This window comes from Bacillus paramycoides, assembly GCF_001884235.1.
Taxonomy (GTDB): Bacteria; Bacillota; Bacilli; order Bacillales; family Bacillaceae_G; genus Bacillus_A; species Bacillus_A paramycoides.
This window is the reverse complement of the sequence record NZ_MAOI01000023.1, coordinates 79,270-98,585: the sequence shown is the minus strand read 5'-3', so window position 1 is coordinate 98,585 and position 19,316 is coordinate 79,270. Positions and strand designations below refer to the sequence as shown.

At 36.1% G+C, this 19,316-nt stretch carries 22 protein-coding genes and 1 riboswitch; of the genes, 8 read left to right on the top strand and 14 right to left on the bottom strand.

Annotated elements, in window-relative coordinates; translation table 11 throughout:
- Positions 1-22 precede the first annotated feature (22 nt).
- From BAU28_RS03940 to BAU28_RS03925, 4 genes are all read right to left on the bottom strand, one after another.
- Positions 23-1,018 (bottom strand): ABC transporter permease, encoded by a 996-nt coding sequence (locus tag BAU28_RS03940; RefSeq protein WP_071717814.1) that lies wholly within the window; start codon positions 1,016-1,018, stop codon positions 23-25.
- Positions 1,002-2,489, bottom strand: a complete 1,488-nt coding sequence (locus BAU28_RS03935) for a sugar ABC transporter ATP-binding protein (protein ID WP_071717838.1) — start codon at positions 2,487-2,489, stop codon at positions 1,002-1,004. Before BAU28_RS03935 ends, BAU28_RS03940 begins: the two co-directional genes overlap by 17 nt.
- Positions 2,486-3,598 carry a sugar ABC transporter substrate-binding protein gene (locus tag BAU28_RS03930; RefSeq protein ID WP_071717813.1) on the bottom strand — a complete coding sequence of 371 codons (1,113 nt, stop codon included), beginning with the start codon at positions 3,596-3,598 and terminating at the stop codon, positions 2,486-2,488. Before BAU28_RS03930 ends, BAU28_RS03935 begins: the two co-directional genes overlap by 4 nt.
- Positions 3,599-3,686: 88 nt before the next feature.
- Positions 3,687-3,792: riboswitch (SAM riboswitch) on the bottom strand.
- Positions 3,793-3,885: 93 nt separating this feature from the next.
- Positions 3,886-5,187, bottom strand: coding sequence for an NCS2 family permease (locus tag BAU28_RS03925; protein ID WP_002170465.1), 1,302 nt, complete (start codon positions 5,185-5,187; stop codon positions 3,886-3,888).
- Between the two features lie 223 nt (positions 5,188-5,410).
- On the opposite strand from BAU28_RS03925, the gene BAU28_RS03920 reads away from it, so the two are divergent.
- The 3 genes from BAU28_RS03920 to BAU28_RS03910 all read left to right on the top strand — a co-directional run bounded on the left by BAU28_RS03920 (position 5,411) and on the right by BAU28_RS03910 (position 7,461).
- Complete coding sequence (locus tag BAU28_RS03920; protein ID WP_071717812.1) at positions 5,411-6,277, top strand: SDR family oxidoreductase; 867 nt, start codon at positions 5,411-5,413, stop codon at positions 6,275-6,277.
- Positions 6,278-6,345: 68 nt separating this feature from the next.
- Entirely contained in the window at positions 6,346-7,107 is a 762-nt protein-coding gene (locus BAU28_RS03915; protein ID WP_071717811.1) for a L,D-transpeptidase, read from the top strand.
- Between the two features lie 102 nt (positions 7,108-7,209).
- Entirely contained in the window at positions 7,210-7,461 is a 252-nt protein-coding gene (locus BAU28_RS03910; protein WP_071717810.1) for a hypothetical protein, read from the top strand.
- A 32-nt stretch (positions 7,462-7,493) separates the two neighbouring features.
- On the opposite strand, the gene BAU28_RS03905 is transcribed toward BAU28_RS03910, so the two are convergent.
- From BAU28_RS03905 to BAU28_RS03865, 9 genes are all read right to left on the bottom strand, one after another.
- Positions 7,494-7,709, bottom strand: coding sequence for a DUF1540 domain-containing protein (locus tag BAU28_RS03905; RefSeq protein WP_002170469.1), 216 nt, complete (start codon positions 7,707-7,709; stop codon positions 7,494-7,496).
- 63 nt (positions 7,710-7,772) lie between these two features.
- Positions 7,773-8,231, bottom strand: a complete 459-nt coding sequence (locus BAU28_RS03900) for a thioredoxin family protein (RefSeq protein ID WP_071717809.1) — start codon at positions 8,229-8,231, stop codon at positions 7,773-7,775.
- 12 nt (positions 8,232-8,243) lie between these two features.
- The gene (locus BAU28_RS03895; RefSeq protein WP_025150219.1) at positions 8,244-8,663 is read right to left on the bottom strand and encodes a disulfide formation protein C; all 420 of its coding nucleotides are present in this window, start codon (positions 8,661-8,663) and stop codon (positions 8,244-8,246) included.
- A gap of 166 nt (positions 8,664-8,829) precedes the next feature.
- Positions 8,830-9,078, bottom strand: coding sequence for a YhdB family protein (locus BAU28_RS03890; RefSeq protein WP_001195459.1), 249 nt, complete (start codon positions 9,076-9,078; stop codon positions 8,830-8,832).
- Between the two features lie 120 nt (positions 9,079-9,198).
- On the bottom strand, positions 9,199-9,708 hold the full coding sequence (locus BAU28_RS03885; RefSeq protein WP_071717808.1) for a PCYCGC domain-containing protein: 510 nt from the start codon (positions 9,706-9,708) through the stop codon (positions 9,199-9,201).
- A gap of 54 nt (positions 9,709-9,762) precedes the next feature.
- On the bottom strand, positions 9,763-10,863 hold the full coding sequence (locus BAU28_RS03880) for a GerAB/ArcD/ProY family transporter (protein WP_071717807.1): 1,101 nt from the start codon (positions 10,861-10,863) through the stop codon (positions 9,763-9,765).
- 12 nt (positions 10,864-10,875) lie between these two features.
- The gene (gene gerYC, locus BAU28_RS03875) at positions 10,876-11,958 is read right to left on the bottom strand and encodes a spore germination protein GerYC (RefSeq protein ID WP_071717806.1); all 1,083 of its coding nucleotides are present in this window, start codon (positions 11,956-11,958) and stop codon (positions 10,876-10,878) included.
- On the bottom strand, positions 11,955-13,460 hold the full coding sequence (locus BAU28_RS03870; RefSeq protein ID WP_071717805.1) for a spore germination protein: 1,506 nt from the start codon (positions 13,458-13,460) through the stop codon (positions 11,955-11,957). Before BAU28_RS03870 ends, gerYC begins: the two co-directional genes overlap by 4 nt.
- A 146-nt stretch (positions 13,461-13,606) precedes the next feature.
- Complete coding sequence (locus BAU28_RS03865; protein WP_071717804.1) at positions 13,607-14,212, bottom strand: hypothetical protein; 606 nt, start codon at positions 14,210-14,212, stop codon at positions 13,607-13,609.
- A 232-nt stretch (positions 14,213-14,444) separates the two neighbouring features.
- On the opposite strand from BAU28_RS03865, the gene BAU28_RS03860 reads away from it, so the two are divergent.
- Both BAU28_RS03860 and spoVR read left to right on the top strand, forming a co-directional pair.
- Entirely contained in the window at positions 14,445-15,005 is a 561-nt protein-coding gene (locus BAU28_RS03860) for a nitroreductase family protein (RefSeq protein ID WP_048373653.1), read from the top strand.
- 116 nt (positions 15,006-15,121) lie between these two features.
- Positions 15,122-16,537 carry a stage V sporulation protein SpoVR gene (gene spoVR / locus BAU28_RS03855; protein WP_071717803.1) on the top strand — a complete coding sequence of 472 codons (1,416 nt, stop codon included), beginning with the start codon at positions 15,122-15,124 and terminating at the stop codon, positions 16,535-16,537.
- Between the two features lie 60 nt (positions 16,538-16,597).
- Here spoVR and BAU28_RS03850 read toward each other — a convergent pair whose 3' ends face one another.
- Positions 16,598-17,071: a MarR family winged helix-turn-helix transcriptional regulator gene (locus BAU28_RS03850; RefSeq protein WP_071717802.1), complete on the bottom strand. Its 474-nt coding sequence runs from the start codon at positions 17,069-17,071 to the stop codon at positions 16,598-16,600.
- 96 nt (positions 17,072-17,167) lie between these two features.
- Between BAU28_RS03850 and BAU28_RS03845 the strand changes: the two genes are divergently transcribed.
- From BAU28_RS03845 to BAU28_RS03835, 3 genes are all read left to right on the top strand, one after another.
- Positions 17,168-17,752 (top strand): DUF3238 domain-containing protein, encoded by a 585-nt coding sequence (locus BAU28_RS03845; RefSeq protein ID WP_071717801.1) that lies wholly within the window; start codon positions 17,168-17,170, stop codon positions 17,750-17,752.
- 135 nt (positions 17,753-17,887) lie between these two features.
- Positions 17,888-18,472: a DUF3238 domain-containing protein gene (locus BAU28_RS03840; protein WP_048373637.1), complete on the top strand. Its 585-nt coding sequence runs from the start codon at positions 17,888-17,890 to the stop codon at positions 18,470-18,472.
- Positions 18,473-18,782: 310 nt separating this feature from the next.
- On the top strand, positions 18,783-19,283 hold the full coding sequence (locus BAU28_RS03835) for a GNAT family N-acetyltransferase (RefSeq protein WP_071717800.1): 501 nt from the start codon (positions 18,783-18,785) through the stop codon (positions 19,281-19,283).
- Positions 19,284-19,316: the final 33 nt, after the last annotated feature.

The following is a 19,316-nucleotide window of genomic DNA, read 5'->3' as shown; positions in this document are numbered from 1 at the left end:
CGGAATTCGATGCACTACTTTTTTATTTAACCTTCTTTTTAATAAATGAAAAGGCTAAAGCTGTAATTAAAATACTGCCTTTAATGATATCTTGTGCAAAATAAGGAACGTTCATCATTGTGAGTCCATTTAATATGATACCAATTAGTATGGAGCCGAGAAATGTTCCGATGACATTTGGTTTCTTGGCACCGAACATTGCATAACCGATGTAGGCAGCTGCGACTGCATCCATTAATAATGGGGCACCAGCTGAAACTTGTCCTGTTCCAACGCGGCTACATAGAATAATGCCGCCAATAGAGGCTAGTAAACCGCTAATCATATAAGCATATACACGGTAACGATCGGTAGGAATACCCGCTAATCTAGCAGCTTCTCGATTCCCACCTGTCATATAAAAGAAACGACCGTATGTTGTTTTTTCTAAAAAAAGATGTGCAATGAAAACAACGATAAGCATGATAATGACAGGGACTGGAATCCCTAAAACGGAGCCTTGACCGATAAATAAAAAGGATGGAATAAAATGTCCTGTGGCCCCAGACATTCCTTCATAAATAGAAGATCCTTTTGAGAATGTTAAGTGTAGTCCATTCACGATATACATGATACTTAATGTAGCTAGCAAATCTGGTAGTTTAATTCGGATAACGAGTAGTGCATTTAAGAATCCAACTAATAGACCACAAAGAATAGGAATAAGAAGTGTGACTAATAGTTCTTGTCGATATAAAACGAGACAGGAGGCGGCCGCAATTGTTGCTAAACTAGCGGTAGAGCCGACTGATAAATCAAATCCATCTACAATTAATGTAAAGGTAACACCGATTGCAAGTAACGTTACAATAGAAATGGAACGTAAAATATCACTAATATTGTTGTAGGTTAAAAAAGAATCGTTGACGATAGAGAAAAAAATTGTAACGCCTATAATGATAGCGATTGTGCTAAATTGATAAAAAAGATGGGTAGGTAAATATAATTTCTTAGTTTTAGTTTTATGAACGAGATTCAATGGAATAGCTCCCTTCAGATAAATGTAAAAGCTGTTCAGGAGATAGGTCATTCGGCAAGTACTCGCCTACAAATTCGCCGTTTGCTAGTATAAGAATACGATCGGCGATATGTAGCGCTTCATCTTGTTCTCCTGTGAAATAAATTACGGAATTTCCGTCTTCTGTAGTGTTGCGAATGAATTGAAAAATGTCTTGTTTCGCAGCGACGTCTACACCTTTAGTTGGCTCGTCCAAAAGAAATAGATTAGGTTTGAATCCATCCCACTTTGCAATCGAGACTTTTTGTTGGTTTCCTCCGCTAAGTGAATGAATAAATACTTTTGGATCATTTGGTGAGATGCTGAAAGTAGTAATTGCCGCAGTAGCATTATGTAATTCGGGTTGTTTTCGTCTCCAACCAGATTGGTGTAAATTTGTGTGACTTATAATATCTTCTGAAAGAAATAAGCCCTGTTTTCTTCTTTCTTCTGGTACAAGTGCGATTTTCGCTTTAATTGCATCTCGCGGTGTTTTAATCGTTATATTTTGGCCGTTTATTTTTGCACGATAAGTATGGCGAGCACCAAATAAAGTTTCAGCAAGCGTTGTTTTTCCGCTTCCAATTAATCCGTATATCACAACAGTTTCTCCTTTTCGTACTGTAAGAGAAAGGGGAGAATGGTCTTTGTGTAATTGAAGCTCTTGTACTTTTAATATTTCTTCACTCCCGAATTTTGGTGCTGTATTAATAGGAAGTAAGAGTTGTTTTCCAGTCATTGCTTCAACAATTTGTTGATCTGTAATCTTTGTAATAGCTTCAGATAGTGTAACCTTACCGTTATGTAATACAGTTACCTCATCCGTAAATTTTCGAATCTCGGATAAACGATGAGAAATCAAGATGATACCAATACCTTTTGATGTTAAATCTTTTAAGAGATTCCCAAAGGTTTCCACTTCTTTTGGCCCAAGAGAAGAAGTTGGCTCATCTAATAAAAGATAATTTGTATTGTTAGATAGGGCTCTTGCGATGAGAAGTAATTGTTTTTCATGTAATGAGCAGTTTGAAACATCTTCCGAAACATTTAAATCTACCTGTACAGCTTGCAAATATTGTTTCGCGAGTGCTACTAATTTTGATTTTGAAAATAGTACTTTATTTTGCATTGTTAAATGATCGATTAGTACATTTTCTAATACAGATAATCCAGGAATAAGTCCGTGATCCACTTCTTGTGTTACGAAAGAAATACCATGCTTTTTCGCATCTCGTGGCGAAGTAAAGGAAATAGGCTGATTATCAATTTTTATGTCCCCAGCAACTGGCTGAATTTCACCAGTTGCTATTTTTAGTAAAGTACTTTTTCCCGCGCCGTTCATTCCTAGTAAAGCGTGAACTTTTCCTTTTTGTATGTTAATAGAAACATCTTCTAGTACAGGGGTAGCGATGTGATAAGAATGTGTAATGTTTTGAAGAGAGAATGTCATCATTTTTTCTCCTTCTCTAATTTTTTCATCCAAGGGGAATATGCATCTTTCGAGTCTCCCCAACCGTTTATATGTTTTGATAATTGATCCATTGTTATATTTTCTTTTGGTAAACTATCTTTCTTTACTAAATAAGGTTCTAGTGAGTAAATATCCGGCGTTTGTTCACCAGCGATTTTTTTGTATAAGAAGCGCACTTGAACTTTACCGACTTCAGCCGGATCAGTTGCAGCCGTAGCAGTCCAAGGTGAATTTTCTTTTTGCATGAGTTGTAAATCTTCATTACTTAAGTCAATGCCGTATACTTTTATATCTGTACGATCAGCTTGTTCGAGTGCTTTGACGGCCCCTTTAGCAAACTCATCCCACGAAGCGAAAATAGCTTGTAAATCCCCTTTTTTCGGATATTTCTTTAGTAAAGCTTCTACTTGTGTTTGTGTATCAAGTGGTGTGTTATTACTAGCAGTACCAAAGCGTGCAACTTCTTTTATATTTGGATAACGTTTATAAAAAGCATCGATGATAACATTGCGACGTTCCATTGGAGCAAATCCGCCAACCCATACGACGGCGATATTCCCTTGTCCATTCAAATCTTCCGCTAACGTTTTTAATGATTTCCATGCGAGACTATAGTCATCTTGATCAATAATCGTTACGCCTGGTAAGCGTAGGTCGTTATCAAATGCTACTACAGGAATGTTCGCTTGTAATGCTTTTTCTACTCCGGGTTTTAGTGCTTCAGAGCGACCGTGATCAATTAAAATACCATCAACTTTTGAATTAATAGCAGTATCTAGATTTGCTGCCATTTTTGCTAAATCATTATCAGAATTGTAGACTTGCACACTGCCACCGAATAGCTCAACTTGTTTTTTGACACCCTCAATATATTGAGAGGAAAAAGTTCCGATGGACATTTGCATAATTAATGCGATTTTTAATGGCTTTTTTACTTGGCTTGGAATTTCTGTTTGTAAATGATGTTCTGCTGTAGTAGTCACTTTCTTCACCAGTTGTTGCATTTGTGAAGAGACAGCATCTTGTTCATTTGTGCAAGCTGTTAATGTAAGTACGAGAAAAATAAGTGCGATGGAACAAAATTTCTTCATAAAAAAATCCCTCCTAAACTAAGAAGAGAGGGGAGGGAGTGAAAATAAAAAACGCCTTTTCATATAGAAAAGACGTCTTATCATATTACTCTTATCTTTCAACACAATGTGTTGTAAGAATTAGCACCGTGCCCATAAATGGGTCGGTTGCCGGGCTTCGTAGGGCTCATCCCTCCACCTGCTCTTGATAAGACATCGAATATTTAACTATTTCGAATTATTCCATAACTACATACTATTGTCAAATGTTTTTTAATAAATAAAAAAACCCCTCACAACGAGGGATTTTAATGTGGTAAGAATATCAATTGATAAGCGAACAAGATTCCGAATAAATACACAAGTGGGTGAACCGAACGGAATTTACCTTTTGCCACTTTCATAAGTGGGTATGAAATAAATCCAAGTGCAATACCTGTTGAGATACTTGATGTAAGTGGCATGCTTAAGATTACTAAGAATGCTGGGAATGATTCATCAAATGCATCCCAATCAATGTGGCGAACAGAGCCCATCATAAGACTACCAACGATAATTAGTGATGGTGCAGTAATAGCTGATACACCAGAAATGGCACTTACTAATGGTCCGAAGAACGCTGCTAATGCAAATAGAACAGCTACTGTAACTGTCGTTAAACCAGTACGACCACCGGCAGCAACACCAGCAGATGATTCAATATAAGCTGTTGATGGTGTTGTTCCGAACATAGAACCGATTGTTGCTGAGAATGAGTCAGATAGAAGAGCTCGTCCTGCTTTTGGAAGCTTTCCGTCTTTCATAAATCCACCTTGTTGTGCAACGCCAAGTAATGTACCTGTTGTATCGAATAGTGTAACAAGGAAGAATGAGAAAACAACGCCGTATAATCCGTAGTTAATTACATCAGATACAGCAGTAATTGGATTTGAAACAATAATTCCTTCTGGTAATCCAGGCATTGATGTAACACCGTTTGAGAATGTTAATTGTCCTGTGAAGAAAGCGATAATACCAGTTAATAGCATTCCGATAAATAGCGCGCCATTTACATTTAAAGACATAAGGACAATTGTAATTCCAAGTCCAGCTAATGCTAGTAGTACTGGAGCAGAGTGAAGATCTCCAAGTCCAACTAAGTTTGCATCATTTTTTGTAACGATACCTGTTAAACGTAAACCGATAAAGGCGATGAAAAGACCGATACCAGCAGTAATTGCATGTCTTAAGTTTTCAGGAATTGCTTCCATTAATTTTGTACGGAAAGATGTAAATGATAACAAAATTAAAATCATACCTGCTACGAATACAGCAGAGAATGCAATTGCGAAAGTCATGCCTTCATGAGCTTTTACAACAGAGTAAGAGAAGTAAGCATTTAATCCCATACCTGGTGCAATTGCAATTGGTAAGTTTGTAAAAATTGCCATAAATAATGTTCCGACAACAGCTGCAATAATTGTCGCTGTAAATGCTTGTTCAAACGGAACACCTGCATCCCCAAGGATGACAGGGTTTACGACAATGATATATGCCATTGTTAAGAAGGTAATAATACCTGCCATAATTTCAGTTTTAATAGAAGTTTTATGTTTTGAAAGGTTAAACATATAAACATCCTTTCTTTTTACGAATAATTGCCACAACAGTTATATATAATATTCGTTTTTTATCTATTTTGCAATAGTTTTACATAAAAACTTTAGAACAATTCATATTTTATGTCTTAAATTCGAATATTAATCGTGAAGATGCGTGTGAATTACAGTTTTTTAATGTGTAAGTAGTTTTTATTATTGTGCACATTATAAGGAAAAGGAGTTGAAGGAAGTTATGCCACAGCAAAAAAACTTTTTAACAATGCCAGCGCAACATCAAAACAAACAGCCTGGTATTGAATCGTTAATGAATCCTCTTCCGCAATTTGAGGATCCAAATTATAAAGGAAGCGAAAAGTTAAAAGGAAAGAATGTATTAATTACAGGGGGAGATAGTGGCATTGGGCGAGCTGTGTCCATTGCTTTTGCAAAAGAGGGAGCAAATATTGCGATTGCTTATTTAGATGAGGATGAAGATGCAAACGAGACGAAACAACTTGTTGAAAAAGAAGGCGTAGATTGCATATTACTGCCGGGGGATTTGAGTAGTGAACAACATTGTAAAGATATTGTGGAAAAGACTGTTTCACAGCTGGGGAGTTTAAATGTTCTAGTGAATAACGTCGCACAGCAATATCCGCAGCAAGGGTTAGAGTATATTACAGCGGAACAGCTAGAAAAAACGTTCCGTGTTAATATTTTTTCTTATTTTCATGTTACAAAAGCAGCACTCTCTCATTTAAAGCAAGGGGATGTAATTATAAACACGGCATCTATCGTTGCGTATGAAGGAAATGAAACGTTGATCGATTATTCTGCAACGAAAGGAGCAATTGTCGCCTTTACAAGATCACTCTCTCAGTCCCTTGTACAAAAAGGAATTCGTGTAAATGGTGTTGCGCCAGGGCCAATTTGGACGCCGCTTATTCCATCAAGTTTTGATAAGAAAAAAGTATCACAGTTCGGGAGCAATGTCCCGATGCAAAGACCTGGTCAGCCGTATGAATTAGCACCTGCATATGTATATTTAGCGTCTAGTGATTCGGCTTATGTGACGGGACAAATGATACATGTAAATGGGGGCGTTATTGTAAATGGATAGTTTTCATTTATAAGAGCAAAGTAAAGCTAATTGCATTTATTATGATGTTAGTGCTAGGGAGGATTTAGATGAAGAAAGTCTGGTTTATCGCAATCTTATTTTTCTGCCTACCAGCTAGCGCTTTTGCTAATACAGATCATCTAATATTAGTTAACCTTACGACGAATCAGCTATCTTTTTTTGAAGATGGAAACTATACTAGGACATTTCCGATAACGACAGGAAGAGACAGTACTCCGACGCCTGAAGGGAATTTTTGTATTATAAGTAAATATAAAAATAAAGACTACCATCGAAAAAAAATAGCTGGGGGTGCACCGAATAATCCTCTCGGTACGAGGTGGCTAGGTTTGGATAAAAAGGAATATGCGATTCATGGAACAAATCGGGAATGGACGATTGGAAGCCGGGAGTCGAATGGTTGTATTCGCATGCATGATCGGGACATACAATGGTTATATGATCGGGTACAATTACAGACAAAAGTAATTATTTCTCGTTTTTATACGAGTCCTGAATATGAAGCGTATAAGCTTGGTTATCGTGTTGTGAGCTGGAATGGCCGTAAAGTAGAAGAGGAACAAATCGGGAATCTTACGTTAGTTGATCGTTTAAATATATATTGGCAAGAGCCAAATGGACAGCTTTCGAAAGTAAAAACAGTATTGCCAAATGAAAGATATGTAGTATATTCGAAACGGAAAAATGGAGTATATTATATAGGAAATAATTTGTATATAATAGATGAAACTGGAGAGAAAATTCGTTATGAACAATTACCGTATTCGATTTTGAGTAACATCTATAAAAGAAAATATAATGTCCCGTAATAGCTACCGTAAATAGACGGTAGCTTATTTGTGCTTTGATTTTAACTGCAACTATTGTTTTTTCATGAATATAATACAGTACGGATTGGGGGCGGTTATATTATGAAAAGTGAATTTGCATTTAAAATTTTCTTAGTAACGATTTGTTTATTTATCGTGTATTTGTATGCGTTACTCGTATTTTCCTTTTATGTTCCGTATATTGATTTAATATTGTTCTTCGGATTTATTTGGGCGTTTGTTAAAGCAAGGGAAGGAGAGAGGAGTATATATCGGCGTATCACTTTATGTGGGACGGTCATTCTCGTCGTTTTATACTTTTTTATGATGCATGATTCTTGGAGGGGAATGTAAAAAAGCATACGACTAATCGTATGCTTTTGTGTTTAATATTTTGGCTTGAATGTTTGACAACAAGTTTCTACACTCGTCGTTACAGAGCTTTCAAGCGTCTCATTTGTTAAAGTTGCGCTTGTATAAGAATCGTTTTCAATTTGATCTGCTTGTTGTGCATCGGGTTGAACAACGATTGCACTTGCTTGACAAAAGTTACCTTGTCCCCAAAATGAGCAATTGGAAACAGAGCATCTTACTTCTGGCATAAAACCCCCTCCTTATACATTAGTGTGGGATTTTACACCCATTTCATGTATAGAAGGAGTTTCCTATTCTTGTTTTGTTTTTTCGAACCATTTTGTAAATGCTTCTTTTGATTGTTCTCCGCTAACACGGCTCACTTCTTTACCGTCTTTAAAATGAATGATTGTTGGAGTGCCTTGAATTTTATAGTCATCCCAAGGAGCGTCCAATTTTTCGATATCCATAACTTTCATATCGATATTTAAATCTTTTGCAAGTGGTACGACAATAGGAGATATTTTTTGGCAATGAACGCAAGATGTTTGATAAAAGTATACTGTTTGCTCTTTTTTCTCTTCTAAATTTTTCTGAAGATCTGGAAGAGCGATTTTATTTGCATAGTAGTCCGTACCGTTTGTTTGGCTAGTACTATTATTATTAAGCTTTTGACTTGTCGATGCGTTTTTTTCTTCCATTTGTGTTACACCATAGATTGCTGCAAATAAGACGATAATAATACCGCCAAATATAAGCATTTTTTTCATTTTTTCAGCTCCTTATTTGTTTTTAATTACAATAAAGCTACAAATAGCGATTGTGATAAAGCCGATCAGTGCTAAAAACGGGATTGTCACAAAGCCGAACCAGTTTATGTATTCTCCCGTACAAGGTACGCGTCCGCAAGCTGCTCCTGCAGCTGATAGTGCTGAAATTTTTTGGATTGCATAGTGATATAAAGAAATACAAGCACCAATACTTGCAATTGGTAAGGAATAACTTGCAATACGATAATCTTTTTTTACTACAGCAATGCCGAGCCATAAAACGAATGGATACATAAAGATGCGTTGATACCAACAAAGGACACAAGGCTCAAATTTCATGATTTCGGAAAAGTATAGGCTACCTAGCGTAGCAATAAAAGAAGCTCCCCATGCAGTAAATAAAGCATATTCTTGCTTTTTTTCTCGTTCCATATTTTATACCTCTCTTATAATAGTTACATACTAAATTATAGTATGAAGTGGTAGAGAAAAGAAAGAGAAAATATGTTTATCAATAAAAGTTTTGTAAAAGGAAACTTTTATTGATATGAAAATGTTCAAAAAAGCGCCATTCTCTTAGAGAGAATAGCGCTATATTTTACATTTGGATTTGCTCTACTTCTTCTACATGTGACTTTTGTGATGCATGGTCAATATATTGAAATAGAAGCTGCAATTGTTTATCAACTTCAGGTAATTCTTTGCTATATTGGTAAGCGTGAAGGAAATGTTCAATACGCTTAGAAAATAACTGATCATTCGTTTGAACCATTAGAACGAGTAATTTATCCCAATTACAACAATACGTGTAATAGAGAGCTTTGTCATAGTCGTTATATGTTTGCACTGTGTACCCTCCTTACCGAGGAGTTATATATAGTGTGTGACAAGCAAGGAGAAATACACTTGAAAGAATTTGTTAAGAAAAAAGGTGAATGAAAAGAAAAAACGAGGTATCTCCTCGTTTTTAAGCTTTTGGCATTGGTGTAGGGGTTGGTCTTCCATATCCTTCTTTATATTTATTATCAATGTATTTACGAATTTCAAGCGTTGATTTTCCTTTTTGTTTCATCGAAGCGGATTCAACTGCAATTTCTAGGCAATTTACACAAGTTGTTGCATGGGAATCCCAAACAACTTCACCATTCTTTTTGATTTCACGAATAAAGCAATTTTTATTATTTTTATGTCCTACACTTTCGCCGCAACCGCAGTAACAAGGAATCCAATCTAATAATTCAGCATTTTGTCCAGCGACAGTGTAGATGTCTTTCATTTGTGGATCAAGTTTGTCTAGGAAGGTTGGGAGTGTGTCGACTCCTTTTGTCTTTTCTTGAATGTCAGTTTGCTGAGTATGTGATGCATGGTCATGCTCGTCTTTTGATTCAGAAGACTTTTTTTCATTTGTACCAGTACTCCCGCATCCAGTAAGAATTAGGCTCAGTACTGCAAGTAAAGAAAATACATATTTTTTCATCTGCTTGTCCCCTTTACAAATGTATTAATAAAATTGTATCAGACTGAAGCACACCTAGGGAGAAGTTTTTTTGGAACGATTTTTGAAGTGCCATCGCAGTGAATGGAATAGAAATAAAATCGGTATATAAACGTATACGATATATAAGCCAGCTTTTGATAGTACTGTATTTAATGTATTAATACTCTCACGGTTTGTGAAAAATAGGGATGAGATAAATACAGTTACAATAAAAAGTGGCAATGTAATTTTAAATGATATATGAAAAGAACGCTTAATAGTACGGCAAGAAGACCAAATCGTTAAACAAAGGTTAGGTAAAATAATAAGGAACCATACGAATATAATTATGTATTCAAATCGCTGAATAAAGGGGATTTTAATGATTTTTAGCATCGTTAATGTAGGCCAAATTGTGTGGTGCAACTGTCCTTGACTATAGTACATAAGGGAAACGATTGCTAATAATACGTATAAAATAGTTGTAAAAGCAATACCGCCATGTGCCCATCTCTTTAAAGACTTTCCTTTTTCGATAAACGGATAGAAGATAAGTAGTGCTTCAAATCCAAGAAATTCTAATGCAGAAGCTTTAGCTGAAGTTAGAATGTCTATGGGTGAATGGGTGAGAATAGGTAAAATGTTACGGAAATGTGCGTATTTCATTGGGAAAACTAAAAAGAGTACTACGAAAATAGGTATTATGACGCCCCAAAAACACATTCCTGTTACAGACCGGAATCCGCCTTTTATTACGTAGTAAGTCACGAGTAAAAATAATAAAGTTAATTTCCATGGTTTAATTGTAGGGAAGACCCAAACTTGAATGACTTCAATATATGTACGAAGAACAGTAAGACAAAATAATAGAAGATATGCGGCAAAGCATACGGAAAAAAAGGTCCCGATCCACTTCCCGAAACATGTCGTATGAATATTCATTAAATCATTATCTTTTTCTAACATTTTTAGCATGCAAAATAGCGCGATATGAGTCGCAATACCAGCAACAATAAGGGAAATCCAAGCGTCATATCCAGCATATTGCGCAATAATTCGTTGATATCCTAAAACACCTACTCCAATTTGAAGGGAGTGTAATAACAGAAATGCGAAATAGGGGGAAACAGTATTTGTTTTATTTTGCTTATCCATTTTAGCACCTCATTATTCTCCGATACCAGATTGTACGACATTAATTTGCACATTAACCGCAACGTCTAGGCTAGGATACATTTCTTGAATTTGTTTCATACTCCATTTTCTCGAGTGACTACGAATTTCTTCACGTAGACCTATCGGATCAATTTCTTTTTCTTGGAATTGTTTTATTAATTCGTTTAAATGTTTTTCAAGTGTTTTTTCGACATGTTTTTTGACGTAAGTTATATTTTCATTTTTCGATAAATCAAGCCAATCTGGTGCGTTTTTTATGAGTCCGTTTAGTTTTAAACGGATGTGAACTTTCGGGATATCACCATCTTGAGTAACGTCACAAACACTATCTCCAGATAAGTTTTGAGTGGCGATTAATCCTTTCTGTTTACCTTGGCGTATTGGAACTTCATAACGCCCATTTTTAGTGGGATTAATGAGTAATTTTAATAAAAAAGATCCTTTTTTATCTGTATACATAGCTACTTTATCCTTTTTTAAAAAAGCGAGACCTTTAATGGAAGCTGATTGGTCTTCATCCACTTGAATGTAAGGAAGAAATGAATCGCATCCTGATGAATAAAAGTTATATAGAAAAATATTTAAAGCGGTCCGAGGAATCGTCTCATTTTCTATATTTTGTTCAAGTAAATCAGAAAGATATAGTGATCCATTTGCTTTGACGTGTTTGAGAAGTTCTTCTGTTGAACCATCTACAAGTGCTAGCTGGACATCCCGGCCAATGTTAGGGTCACGCTGTAAGTTATTAATAACGTCACTAATTCCACGTTCACCAAATGATTTTCCAAATAGGACAACACGCATTTGACCTACAGCGACAGTATGTGGTGATTTGGCATTTAAGCGTGAAGATATTGTTTCAATTGTGTCTGCAGTTGTAGACTGAGTTTGTGGTTTTGATTGCACACCCTTTGTATAATCTGGATAGAGAATTGTCCCGCGGAATTGTTTATCTTTCGTTATATCGAATCCGCCTACATGAATAATTCGCTGCGTATCAACTATATTCGGTTGCGTACAACCTGATTGGAAAATAAAAATGATAATAGTAAAGCATAGTAAAAAAAATTTCATTTCTTTTCACCATCACGTTTCCTTTTTGCGTTGTTTGGATCATAGCGCCACTTCTTTTTCGGTCTCAGAAAAGAGGCACGCCCTGCAGTTTGGCTAAATGGTAAGCGCAGTAGTCCTTCTGCAGTACCTAAACCTCGAAATGGATATAACGGTAATAAATAAGGTGAGCCAAGTGATTTTAGACGAATTAAATGCGCTAAAATAAATACGAATCCGACAATAAGACCTAAGCCTCCAAATGCCCCGGCCAAAATAATGAGCGGAAAGCGCAATAACCGAATAGTAGAAGACATTTTTACCGTCGGTGTTGTAAAAGAAGCAAGTGCGGATAATGCAACCGCAATTAATAAAATGGTACTCGTTAAAGCAGCCTCTACCGATGCTTGTCCTATTACAATCCCCCCAACAATACCGATCGTTTGTCCAACTTTTGTCGGTAATCGTGCCCCGGCTTCGCGAAGTAATTCAATTGTAATTTCTAAAAAAAGAGCCTCTAAAACAGGTGGGAACGGTACGTTAGCTCTAGAATAAATAATTGGGCCAAGTAAATCAGCTGGAATCATTTGATAGTGATACGTTAATACAGCTGTATAAATAGCTGACGAAAATAAAGAGAATGCTGCTCCAAAAAAACGAACCATCCGAAGAAATGAGCCCGCTACCCATGGTAAATAATAATCTTCTGGAGAGACAAAGAAATCAAGTAACGTCGCTGGTCCAGCTAATGCGTAAGGGGAACCGTCTGTTAAAATGACAACCCCTCCATTAATGAGTGCATAAACAGAACGATCTAAGCGCTCTGTAGGTAGTAAAACAGGGAAGGGAGAGTTACTGTTATCGCTAATAAATTGTTCAATCATAGTCGCATCGAAAGGAACATCAAAGTCAATGTCTTGTAGGCGCTGCATTGCGGTATTAACGTGCTGTTCATTCGTAATGCCTTCGATGTAAGCAACTACGACCTTTGTTTTTGATATAGAGCCAACTACAACTTCTTTGAAAACTAATTGCTCCGTTACAATATTTCGGCGAAGTAAGTGTGTATTCGTATCAATATTTTCAACAAATCCGACTTTTGGACCAATTACACTATATTCATTTTCGGTATCGTTATATAATCGTGTACCTACAACTGAACTTTCGGCACGAATAAGTGCATATTCTGCTGAGCGAGAATCATTTTTTAGCTGTATGAGTACATACCCACTTAATAATTTTTCACGAATATCATCAATAGAAGGGCCGGTGATAATCTCCTCAAGTGTGACGATATTTGCTATGTCACTTATATTTTCAATGTGATCTAATTCTCTTTTTATAGGTGTTAAAATGAATCGATTAATGAGGAGTGATTCAGCTGTAGATTTATAATAAAACAAACATAACGTCCCATCTTCTACGATGTTATAAGAAACGAAATCACTAGACCCTTTCATAGTGTGGATAAATTCTGGAATGGAACGGATTGTTTTTTTATTCTTTTTAGACGAAGAACGAAACATTTTCTCACCTCTTACATACATCATTTACTTATGTTAGTTTTTGGGAAAGGCGGGAATTTATACTTGAAAATTAGAAAGAAAAATTAAAAGGAGCGGATTGATATAAAAAAAGGAAGGGTAATGAGTACCTCTTCCTTTTTGTCGTATTAATTTGTTTTCTTTTCTTTAATAGACTTCACTAATTTAATCATTTCTGGTCGTATATCTTCTTTTTTTACATTTAATTTTTCTGCAATTTGTTTAATGTTCATTCCATCTTTTTTCATTTTCAGTACATCATCGAGAGGGGTATTACTTTTTTGAGCGATGATTGTTAGCACCGCGAGATGACGTAAGCCGATGTTATACTCTTTCATTTTTTGTTTTAGCTGATCCGGTGTAGATTTGTGCATGTTTGCTAGCTCTTGTAGCAATGCTTTTTTCGTTTCTTTATTCATATGATGCTTTTTCAATTTACTTGGGTCTACACCGAAATGCTGTGCCGTTTTCTCCCAAGATTTATTTTGTTTATAGTAAGTTAAAACGTCTTTAATTTCTTTTTTGCTTATTCTTGCAATGTGTGCAGCTTTCCAAATTTCATGTTTGTTATAGCCGAGTTTTTCGAGCGACTTCATTTCTTCCTCTGAAATTGGTTTATGATGATGCATCATCGCTTCTTTTGATGGAACTGGCGTAGCAGCAGAAACAGGGAAGATAGATACTCCGCATAATAATGCTGCCATAGTCATACTTACTGCGATTTTCTTGTACATACAAACTCCTCCTAGATGGATAATGTGGAAAACTTCACACTTATCATTTCCATAAAATGTGAAAAACTTGTGAACAAGCTAAGTTTTTTTATTCACAGTAGAAAAAGAATTTTTTATAAGTTTTCCAACATAAAACATTGATTAATAGTAAAAAACTAGGTTATAATCGAAATTGAAAATCAATATCAATAATAAACTTATACATATAGATGAAAATAAGGGAGAGAAAAATATGACGACATATACTTCCATCGCAAACGTTATTAAAGAAAGACGTTCTGTTCGTACATTTACAGATAAAGCAGTAGAAAAAGAGCTATTAATTGAACTATTAAACGACGCAACATGGGCACCAAATCATAAACATCGTGAGCCATGGAATTGTAAATTATACATTGGAGAAGGCCGTCAGAAATTAGTAGACGCAGTATTAAACTCTTTCACAGAAGAAGAAAGAGCGAAACGCGGCAAAATTTTATCTGACCGTTTCTTAAGCACACCTGCACAAATCGTTGTTTACATTGATGAAGATCCACGTCAAATTCAACGTGACGAAGATTACGCTGCAACATGTGCATTTATGCAAAACTTCCAGTTGCTTGCTTGGGAACGCGGCCTAGGAAGTGTTTGGAAATCAGGTGGATTAAACTACAATCCACTATTTATAGAAGGAATCGGTTTAACAAGAGGCCAACGCATTGTTGGAATTCTTCATATCGGCTATTTCGATAAAGCACCAGAAGGAAAAGCGCGTACGCCGATTACGGAGAAGATGGAGATTATTGAAGGGTAATTGGAAAAAGGCATTCTCGTTTTTGCGGGGGTGTCTTTTTATTATGCAATCAATCCTCATGAAAGCTTGTTCCTCATCATACACTTTCTTAAGGGAAAGTGTAAGGAGGGAAAATAATGAGAGCAAGTGACGATAAAGCACTGCAATATGCGATTGCGGAAATTACTGAAATTGCGACTGGATTTGGGCTTGATTTTTATCCGATGCGTTATGAAATATGTCCAGCGGAAATTATTTATACATTTGGTGCATATGGGATGCCGACGAGGTTTTCACATTGGAGTTTTGGAAAGCAATTTTTCAGAATGAAATTACAATACGATTTGGGACTTAGTAAAATTTATGAACTCGTTATTAACTCTGATCCATGTTACGCCTTTTTATTAGATACGAACTCCTTAATTCAAAATAAACTAATCGTGGCGCACGTTTTAGCGCACTGTGATTTCTTTAAAAATAATATTCGGTTCTCTAATACGAAACGGGATATGGTGGAGAGTATGGCGGCAACAGCGGATCGTGTGAAAGCATATGAGCATAAGTATGGAAAAGCAGAGGTAGAAACATTTTTAGATGCCGTACTTGCCATTCAAGAACATATTGATCCGTCACTAATGCGTCCGAAACTTGCATGGAGTATTGAAGATTTAGAAGAGGATGTAGAAAAGAAAAAGAGATCACAGTACGATGATTTATGGAATTTAGATGATCGAAACAAAAAGAGAGAACGACCTAATATGCATAAAAAGAAGAAAATCCCTCCGCAACCAGAGAAAGATTTACTTCTCTTTATTGAAGAATATAGTCGGGAGCTAGAAGATTGGCAGCGCGATATATTAACGATGATGCGTGAGGAGATGTTATATTTCTGGCCGCAGCTTGAAACGAAAATCATGAACGAAGGCTGGGCTTCCTACTGGCATCAACGCATACTTCGTGAAATGGATTTAACATCTGATGAAGCAATTGAATTTGCGAAATTAAACGCAGGTGTCGTACAGCCATCAAAAACAAGTATTAATCCATACTACCTCGGTATTAAAATGTTTGAAGATATTGAAGAACGCTATAACAACCCGACAGAAGAAATGAAGCGACGCGGTGTAAAACCAGGTTCTGGTCGTGAGAAAATCTTTGAAGTACGGGAAATTGAATGGGACGTATCATTCCTAAGAAACTACTTAAATAAAGAACTCGTAATGCGAGAAGATATGTACTTATTCCAGCGCCAAGGAAAAGAATATAAAGTAATTGATAAAGAGTGGGAACATGTACGCGATCAACTCGTAAATATGCGCACAAATGGAGGTTTCCCGTACTTAGTAGTAGAAGATGGAGACTACTTAAAGAATGGAGAATTGTACATTAAACATAGCTACGAAGGAATTGAACTAGATTTAAAATACTTAGAAAAAGTATTGCCATACATTCATCAGTTATGGGGAAGAACGGTGCATATGGAGTCCAATGTGGAGAGTAAGGGCGTTGTGTTTTCTTATGATGGGAAGATGGTGCATCGGAAGTATGTGTGATGTAATAAAAAGGACGGACAAAGAATTTCTTGTCCGTTCTTTTTATTATACAGAGTTCGTTTACCAAACAGGTCGTATGCTCGATGCTAATTTACCTGTATTTTCTTTAGTAACGAATGTTGTTAAATCTTCTTTGAGCAATTGCATTCTTTCTGCACCTATGTTTTCAATCCATCGCTGCTCTATTTCAGCTACTATTTCTTCTTTTGCTTTCATTACTGACAAACCACGTTCGGTTAGAACAATGATTTTACCTCTTTTATCAGTAGGGTGCGTTTTGCGTGTAACGTAGCCACTATTCTCAAGAGAATCGACCATTTTACTTACAGCTTGCTTAGAAACCCCTAAATACTCAGCTAATTCTATACCTGTTGCTCCATTTGGAAGGATGCGTTTGAACATAAAACCATGTGCTGGTCTAATATCTTCAAATCCCAATTCACTTAATCTGTCATGTAGTTCAGTAATTAATGTACTGAATGATAATGATAAAAGTGAAGTAAGGTCTAATTCGTTAAATGTTTGATGATCCATGTATATAACCTCCTTGCTTATAGTCAATCAAATTGACTATATTGTAGTGCTAGAACAAATAATGATTTATTTAAATAGAAATAATGGAGGTTTCACATGGTTAATATCGTTAAAATTAGAGGGAGTGTATTTGCGCCGTATGCTTTGCTGAAACCTATTAAGGATCCTGCAACAGGAAGAGTTTTTGAATATGCCGGAGATGCACGTGAATTTACACCGTACGCTGTGAACACAAAGCGTTCAAGATTAGAGCAAGAAGTGAATATTGATTTTTATAAAAGAGAAATTTTCACATATGCAGATGCTTGTATCGTCACTGTGAAAATTACAAATCCAGATGGCTCAATTGAGTATCAAAAAGGACAAACAAGTACAGAAAACATTGTATGTACTAATATTGCATGGAGTGAGGATGAGGTTTCATTTGAAATGAGAGCAAGTGCCAGCAATCCGTTAGACGCGGCAGCACCTGCAGCTGATTATTTTTTGACTATACGAGTTAGTAAGAGTGGTGCTGTGCATGTTGAAGGTTTACATGATGGTTTCCCGTGCTATGAATTTTATAAACAAATAGACTTTGGTTCATTTGAATTAATATATACACATGATTTCAGAGAAACGGATGATACCCCAGCAGCATTAGCTGGAGAAATGGAATATAGCTTTAAAACGGCAATCTAGATATAAATATAGCGCTATTTTTAAGAAGGAAGTAGCAAACGTAAAAGAGAAAGCATTTGATTATGGGGCCGAAATGGTGGTCTGTTTTATTCAATCGTATGCAGTATCTAAAATAAAATTATAGAGGTGTTTCTTATGACGAATATCGTTAAAATTAGAGCTAACGTATTTATTCCAATGTCTTGGACAGAACCTAAGAAAGATGTACAAACAGGGAAAGTAATTCAATTCGAAGGTGATTCACGTGAATTTACACCGCATGCGGTAAATACTATGCGCTCTAGAGTTGAGCAAGAGGTAGTAGTAGATTTTTATAAAGAAGAAGTGTTTTCATATGCAAACACAGGTATTACGACGGAAAAGGTTACGAATCCAGATGGTTCTGTGAATAAAAGAACAGGAAAAGCAAGTACCGAAAATATTGTGTGTACTGATATTGTATGGAATTCTGACGGTGTACAATTCAAAATGAGTGCAAGCGCTAGTAATCCATTAAATGTATATGCACCTCCTGTAGATTATTTATTAACTGTATGTGTTAAAAAGGATGGTAGCATCGATATTCAAGGAGAACACGATGGATTCCCTTGTTTTGAATTTTATAAGCAGGTAGATTTCGGTTCATTTGAACAAATTTATAAACATGATTTTAGAGAAACTGGTGATACAGCTGCAGCGTTAGGTGGAGACATGGATTATAGTTTTGCAAAGAGATTATAGGAAGTATGACAAATTACTTCATTCGTAAATGAAATTCAGCCGTCAAAAATAAGTATTACCCCATACTACGTCGCCTTTAGGCATGGATTTAATCATACAGAAAGCTATAGAACTATACAGAAAAGAACTTGGGGATGTTTAAACAGACTATAATGAGAAGCGGATACTATGTCCAATATAAGGGCATATATGAGTTACTTCGGTAACTCTTTTTCTTATTCAACTAACGAAGCAGGATAGTTGAAGAAGGAATTTCTCTAAAATTTGAAGAATTTATATTCAAAAATATGTTAAGGGGCTTGTGAATTATATGGAATCCATTAGCAAAAGCGAAGTGAAGCTACGAGATATCACAGAGGAAGATCTTCCTATCTTTTATGAACAACAACTAGATTCAACGGCTAACTATATGGCTGCTTTTACAGCTAAAGACCCCACTGATAAGGACGCATTTTTTGACCATTGGACAAAAATTATCGCTGACGAGACCATCACAATTAAGACTATATTATTCAATGGCATTGTCACTGGACACGTCTCGAACTTTGAACAGTTCAGCGAACCCGAAGTAAGCTACTGGATTGGGAAGGAATATTGGAGTCAAGGTATTGCAACTAAAGCGTTGTCAGAGTTTCTGGAGTATATTAAGGTACGCCCGCTCTATGCTCGTGCCGCTAAAGATAACCTCGCCTCCATCAGGGTATTGGAAAAATGCGGGTTTAAAATCACCTCTGAAGATAAGGGGTTTTCCAACGCAAGAGGCAAGGATGTTGAAGAATTTATTTTGAAGCTTGAACCTTTTGATATGTAATTTAATACCGTAATACTATTGGAGTGGTTCTTG